The sequence below is a fragment of the bacterium genome (assembly GCA_026398675.1).
Classification (GTDB): Bacteria; RBG-13-66-14; RBG-13-66-14; order RBG-13-66-14; family RBG-13-66-14; genus RBG-13-66-14.
Map to the genome: position 1 here is coordinate 1 of JAPLSK010000220.1, position 5,951 is coordinate 5,951.

Genomic DNA, 5,951 nt, shown 5'->3' on the forward strand with positions numbered 1-5,951 from the left:
CCGACTACCACGGCGGCGCCATCGAGAACGCCATGCGCGCCTTCTCCGGCGTGCCCGAGGACGCGGGGGAGATCGTGGAGGCGGCCAAGGCGGCGGTGAAGGCGGCCCGCGCCGAGAAGCGCGTCCTATTCGGCTTCGGCCACCGCTACCACAACAAGGACCCGCGCACCCAGCGCCTTTTATCCCTCGCCCGCGAGCTCGGCTTCCACGGCCGCTACTGCGCCTACGCCCTCGCCCTGGCGGATGCCCTCTCCGAGGCCGTCGGGCACAAGATGCCTCTGAACGTGGACGGCGCCATCGCCGCCCTTCTCTGCGAGCTGGGCTTCCCGCCCGAGGTCGGCAACCTCGTCTTCGCCCTGGCTCGGTTCCCCGGCCTCATCGCCCACGTCTACGAGGAGCGCACCGCCTTCAAGCCCATGCGCAAGATCGTCGTCGAGGATTGCGACTACGGGGGCCAGACCGGCAAGGCCCTCCGCTCCGAGGGAGGGTAGGCCGCCGCCCCGCGCCGATTCTCCAACCGTCCCCCGGGGGCGGTTTTTTTCAGGGGGTTCCACTCGGGCCCCGGAGGTGATACCATCCTCTCGTCTGGCCCCCCTTAAAGGAGCGACATGGTCGAGAAGCTGCTGGAGGCCATCCCCGAGTTCAAGCTCATCGAGGACATAGCCTTACGCGAGATGTGCCTCGAGTGCTGGCTGCGCGGGATTGACCTGGGCGAGTGGACCTTTGAGGAGGTCCTGGAAATCCCCTTCACCCTCCAGATCGAGACGCGGGTGACCCTCATCGAGCACACCCGGGGGGTGACGCTTCTGGCCGACGCCATGGCCGGGGTCATCAACCAGTTGGACCAGGACGACCTCAAGGTGAACCACCAGTACGTCATCGCCGGGGCGCTTCTGCACGACGTGGGGAAGCTCCTGGAGTTCGTCAAGAACGACGGCGGGTACGTGAAGAGCCGCATCGGGCGCTACCTGCGCCACCCCATCACCGGGGTCTGGCTGGCGATGACGGTGGGGCTGCCGGTGAAAATCGCCCACATGATCGGCTCCCACGCCTTCGAGGGGGACAAGACCCCCCGCAGCCCCGAGGCGATAATCATCCACCAGGCGGATTTCACCTTGTTCAACGCGCTGAAGAAGGAGTTCAAGTAGGAAGGGGGAATCATGCCGGTCAACGGATTCAGTTTCAACGCCTTCGATCCTATCTACCCGGTTGAGCCGCGGTTGTTCGCCGGTCGCCGGGTGGATCTGGAGATGGCTCGTGTAGCGCTGATTTCCACCCTCAAGCGTCATTCATCCAATATGTTGGTGCTGGGCGAGAAATGGGTCGGCAAGTCGTCCTTTGCTCTGGCGGTGCAGGAGATGGCGGCCAACATTCCCTCTCTGGCTGGGATGGAGGAACTGGAGTTCCGATCCGGTGTCTACACCTTCGGGGCATGCGCCAGTCTGGATCATGTCTGTCTGGCGTTGATTGACACGTTCCGCAAGCTGGTGCCCGACCAGAGCAAGGTCATTGAGTTGCTGTCGAGCATCCGGGGGATTAAAGTCGGGCTGTTGGGGTTGGAGCTGGCGGAGCGGGAACGACCGGAAATACGGCTACAACTCTCGCCGTTGGTTCTACACCTCCTGCGGGAACTGGCTCCCCGCAACCAGGCTTTTCTAGTCGTCTTAGACGAGACGGAACGCCTTGCCTCCTTCGAGGGGGCGGCCCACCTGCTGAAGGATTTCATGGAAACCCTCAGCCGGGAGGGACAACGGCAGGTCATGTTCCTCTTTACCGCCACCCCCAACGGCGAGCGTCGACTGCGCGAGGATCACCCGTCCTTCCCCCGCCAGTTCCGTTACATCCAGCTCGACCGGATGACCATCGTGGAATCCATGGAACAGGTGGATTCATGATCTTATGGGTCTGCGCAGCCAGAACTATGAATCAATCCTGACCTATCTTGCTCAAAACGCATCACTAGAGGTAGCGAGCAAGGAATTGATCGAGAAACTAGGTCTCTCCCCGCAAGCTGTTAATGCTGCTGCTAAACGTCTAATTGAACGTGGAATCTTAGAAAAACTATATCAGGACGGCCTCGTGCGTTACCGGTTCCGCAATCCGCTTCATAGAGCCTGGTATTCACTCGTCTCCAGCATAAAAAAACCAAGTAACAAGAAGTAAATAAATGGCTGGGAAGACCGTTATCGAGAAGATTCTCTCCCGCGCGGCGGGGCGCGACGTGGAACCGCTGGACCGCGTCTGGGTGGACGTGGACCTGGCGGTGGTGCGCGACTTCGGCGGCCCCAACGTCGTGCTGGAATACGAGGAACACTTCGGCGACGCGCGACCGGCGGACCCGTCCCGCATCGCCATGACCTTCGACTACCAGGCCCCGGCCAAGGTCACCAAGGTCGCCGAGAACCAGGGCATCTGCCGGAAATTCGCCAAGAAGCACGGCGTCGAGGCGCTCTACGACGTCAACCGGGGCATCGGCCAGCACGTGCTCCTGGAGGACGGGCGCATTTACCCCGGCCAGGTCGTCATCGGCACCGATAGCCACATGAACCTTCTCGGCGCGGTGAACTGCTTCGCCACGGGGTGCGGGACGACGGACGTGGTCGCCGCCTGGAAGACCGGCCGCCTGTGGTTCAAGTGCCCCCCCACCCTCAAGGTCGTCGTCACCGGCAAGTACTCCCACCCCACCAGCGCCAAGGACCTCACCCTCTTTCTCATCAACAAGCTCGGCACGGATTTGGCCAACTACCGGGCCGTGGAGTTCTCCGGCGAGGCCATAGACGAGCTGGACCTCGCCGGCCGGCTGACCCTGGCCAGCCTGATGACCGAGATCAACGCCAAGATAGCCTTCTTCCCGCCGTCGCCGCGGGTGGACGCGTGGCTTGCGGGTCGGCTCGGGCGCAAGGTTGAGCCGCTCGCGCCGGACCCCGACGCCGCTTACCGGGCTAGGCTCGGCTACTCGGTGGACGGGCTGCGGCCCCTGGTGGCCCTCCCCCACTACCCGACCAACGCGATGCCGGCGGGCGCCGACGGGGTGGCCGGGAAGCGCATCACGAGCGCCTTCATCGGAAGCTGTACCAACGGGCGGATCGAGGACTTCCGCGCCGGGGCCGAGGCGCTCACCCGCGCCGGCGGGAAGGTCCACCCCGACGTGATGCTCACCGTCGTTCCCTCCACCGCCGAGGTGGCCCTGGCGATGCTGGAGGAGGGGCTCTACGACACCTACATGCGCGCCGGGGCCATGGTGACCAACCCCGGCTGCTCCCTGTGCACCATCGGCCACCACGGGGTGCTGGCCCCGGGGGACGTGCTGGTTTCCACCTCGAACCGCAACTTCGAGGGCAAGCTGGGGCGGGGGGCGGAAATTTACCTGGCCAGCCCGGCCACGGCGGCGGCCAGCGCCGCGCGCGGCGTCATCACCGATCCTTCGACCCTTTCGTAGATGGGGCAAGGGGTTTTGCCAGAGGCATAGCTCGCTTCGCTCGGTTAAACCCCTTGTCTCCACATAGAACCGGGAGAACCGATGCGATTCAAGGGCAAGGCCTGGGTCGTCGGCGACGATATCGACACCGACCAGATCTACCACGGTCAGTACCTGCCGCTGACCGATTTTCGCGAAATGGCCAAGCACGCCCTGGAGTTCGTCCCCGGCAAGGAGGGCTTCGTCGCCCAGGTCAAGGACGGGGACATCCTCGTCACGGGGAAGAACTTCGGCTGCGGCAGCTCTCGGGAGCACGCCGTCCTGTGCCTCAAGCACGCCGGCGTGGCGTGCATCGTCGCCGAGAGCTTCTCGCGGATTTTCTACCGCAACGCGGTGAACCTGGGGTACCCGGTCCTCGAGTGCCCCGGCGTCACCTCCGTCGTGTCCGAGGGGGACGAAATCGAGGTGGACACGGACACCGGCGAGGTGACGGATCTTTCCATCGGGAAGGGGGCGACGGGCGTGCCGCTCTCCGACGTGGAGGCCCGGATCAGCCGGGCGGGCGGCCTGTTGGAGTACATAAAAACGGAACAGCCGTAGCGTCCGCCCGCCGGGTGGGCGATTCGGCGAGGGGAAGGCTGGAAGCGTTTAAGTGGGTGAGTGCGGGGGCTCGCCCTTTACGTTTGGGTTGGCAGCAGACAGGTGTGGCACCTGTTCCTCCGGACAATCCCCTCTCCCTGTGGGAGCGGCGCGCCGACGGGCTAGGGTGAGGGCTACCCTAGATAAAAGCGGCGGGGATTAAAATCCCCGCCCTACGTTCGCCCCCCACCCTAACCCTCCCCCCAGAGGGGGGAGGGGATTGTGCAGCGGGCGGGTCTGGAGACCCGCCCCGACAACATCACAATTTTCGAGGCCCTGGCCGCGGTGAAGCGGCGCCTCGCAACGCACTCCCCGTCCGGCGCCCGCTCCTTACACTATCGCCCTGATCCGGGTGCCCGCCGGGCCGGTGTTTTCCCAGACCAACTTCTTCGGCCTTCGATCGTTGATGGTGACTTGATCGGGCTTGAGGTCCCGCTCGACCATGATCCGTGGAATGATTATCTCGAACTCGTTTCTGGAAGTCTTTCTGCAGTGGACTACCTCACCCTGAAACGTCGCTCGACTTTCGTTCATGAGCCCCCCCTCCGGTCAATGGTCGGCGCCGCGAGCGAGTTGTATGACGGGTTCGAGGACGGATGCGCGGCAAGCTAAGTCTTTGTTTCGCCACCATTCAGTGAAAAAAATAACACGAAGCAGAATCCCTGCTCACTATCCGAAACTATTATATACGGGTTGGGATTATTTTTCCAACGTGAAGGCGGCAACCGGCCATTTAGTCAACTCTAAGCTGCATCGTTGGGGATAATCGCTCCACCTGGATTCGCGGGTCCTACGCGCCGCCGTCCACGTAAATGACCTTCTCCCGCTCGTAGAACACCGACCCGAGTGCTCCCCGGCGGTGGCGGACGTACCTCCGCTCGGTGTAGACGACGGGGACGTGCGCGGAGGTGCGCATGGTGGAATTTCTCAGGGCCAGTCCGGCCGCCTCCACGATGACGTCGAGGGGGAGGGGGGCCTCGCGGTCCGGTCGGCGCACAACCACGTGGGCGCCGGCGCCCTGCTGGACGTGGAACCAGACGTCGCCCGGGCGGGCCAGTTGGAAAGTCACGAACTGATTCGCGCGCCCGTCGCGTCCCCAGTAGAGGGTGAACCCCCCGGGCAGCACCCGGCGGCCGACTTTGGCCGGGAGGACGCGTCCGCCCTCCGCCGTGGGCCTCTCACTCTCGACATGCCGCGCGTGGAGGTTCGAGAGGGTCCCGAGGGGGGCGTCGGGGGCCATCGCCGCCGCGAGCTCGTCGTAATCGGCGTCGAGGGACGCGATAAGTTCGTCCAGCATGCCGGCGTGCTCGCGGGCGCGTCGGTTCCGTTTAGCCCGCTCGAAGAGCCGCTGGGCGTTGACTAGGCGGCTGGTCTCCGGATCCAGGGGGACGGTGAGGCCCTCGGGCAGGGTGATGGAGGCGGGGGCGGCCCCCCGAACGTCGGTCGAGGCCAGGAGCAGTTGACCGGCGTGCATGAGGTCGTCGGCGCCGGCTGCCTTGTCCATGGCGTCCGCCTTGTCCCGGGCGGCCTTCCGCCGACGGCCGGAGATGCGGTCCAGCTCGCCCCGGAGACGGGCGGCGAGGGTCGCGCGGCGGTACTCCCGCTCGTAACGGGCGATCATGGCCGTCTCGTCCTCTTCCGTCGCCGGGCGCGACTCGCCCAAACCCAGGAGCGATAGGGAGGAGACGACCCCCGCGTCGGCATAGAACCGCACCTCGCCCGCCGAGGCGATGAGCCGGTCCCCCTCCGCGGCCAGGAGGTCGAGGGTTTCCGCGTTGAGCTGGTCGAAAACCACGTCGGGCGCCAGGGAGAGACGCCGGAAGAGCTCGGTGACCGCCGAGGAGGAGACGCCGTCCACGCCGGCGACGAGTTCCCCGGCCAGGCTCCGCTTGCG

8 protein-coding genes are annotated in these 5,951 nt (G+C 65.1%); 6 read left to right on the top strand and 2 right to left on the bottom strand.

The annotated features are described in order from the left end of the window. From NTW26_07120 to leuD, 6 genes are all read left to right on the top strand, one after another. Positions 1-491, top strand: a 491-nt coding sequence (locus tag NTW26_07120; GenBank protein ID MCX7022028.1) for a citryl-CoA lyase, incomplete at its 5' end; no start/stop codon positions are given. 117 nt (positions 492-608) lie between these two features. Further along, positions 609-1,148, top strand: coding sequence for an HD domain-containing protein (locus NTW26_07125; GenBank protein MCX7022029.1), 540 nt, complete (start codon positions 609-611; stop codon positions 1,146-1,148). Between the two features lie 102 nt (positions 1,149-1,250). Next, positions 1,251-1,895, top strand: coding sequence for a hypothetical protein (locus NTW26_07130; GenBank protein MCX7022030.1), 645 nt, complete (start codon positions 1,251-1,253; stop codon positions 1,893-1,895). Between the two features lie 4 nt (positions 1,896-1,899). Next, on the top strand, positions 1,900-2,163 hold the full coding sequence (locus NTW26_07135) for a helix-turn-helix domain-containing protein (GenBank protein MCX7022031.1): 264 nt from the start codon (positions 1,900-1,902) through the stop codon (positions 2,161-2,163). Between the two features lie 4 nt (positions 2,164-2,167). After that, positions 2,168-3,439, top strand: coding sequence for an aconitase/3-isopropylmalate dehydratase large subunit family protein (locus tag NTW26_07140; protein ID MCX7022032.1), 1,272 nt, complete (start codon positions 2,168-2,170; stop codon positions 3,437-3,439). Positions 3,440-3,520: 81 nt separating this feature from the next. Beyond that, positions 3,521-4,018: a 3-isopropylmalate dehydratase small subunit gene (gene leuD, locus NTW26_07145; GenBank protein MCX7022033.1), complete on the top strand. Its 498-nt coding sequence runs from the start codon at positions 3,521-3,523 to the stop codon at positions 4,016-4,018. Positions 4,019-4,387: 369 nt separating this feature from the next. Here leuD and NTW26_07150 read toward each other — a convergent pair whose 3' ends face one another. Continuing rightward, positions 4,388-4,591, bottom strand: coding sequence for a hypothetical protein (locus NTW26_07150; protein ID MCX7022034.1), 204 nt, complete (start codon positions 4,589-4,591; stop codon positions 4,388-4,390). A 256-nt stretch (positions 4,592-4,847) separates the two neighbouring features. Further along, positions 4,848-5,951, bottom strand: a 1,104-nt coding sequence (locus NTW26_07155) for an NFACT RNA binding domain-containing protein (protein ID MCX7022035.1), incomplete at its 5' end; no start/stop codon positions are given.

Coding starts and splice junctions, on each gene's coding strand:
- leuD (MCX7022033.1), top strand. CDS start 3,521: ATGCGATTCAAGGGCAAGGCCTGGGTCGTCGGCGACGATATCGACACC.
- NTW26_07150 (MCX7022034.1), bottom strand. CDS start 4,591: ATGAACGAAAGTCGAGCGACGTTTCAGGGTGAGGTAGTCCACTGCAGA.
- NTW26_07135 (MCX7022031.1), top strand. CDS start 1,900: ATGGGTCTGCGCAGCCAGAACTATGAATCAATCCTGACCTATCTTGCT.
- NTW26_07125 (MCX7022029.1), top strand. CDS start 609: ATGGTCGAGAAGCTGCTGGAGGCCATCCCCGAGTTCAAGCTCATCGAG.
- NTW26_07130 (MCX7022030.1), top strand. CDS start 1,251: ATGGCTCGTGTAGCGCTGATTTCCACCCTCAAGCGTCATTCATCCAAT.
- NTW26_07140 (MCX7022032.1), top strand. CDS start 2,168: ATGGCTGGGAAGACCGTTATCGAGAAGATTCTCTCCCGCGCGGCGGGG.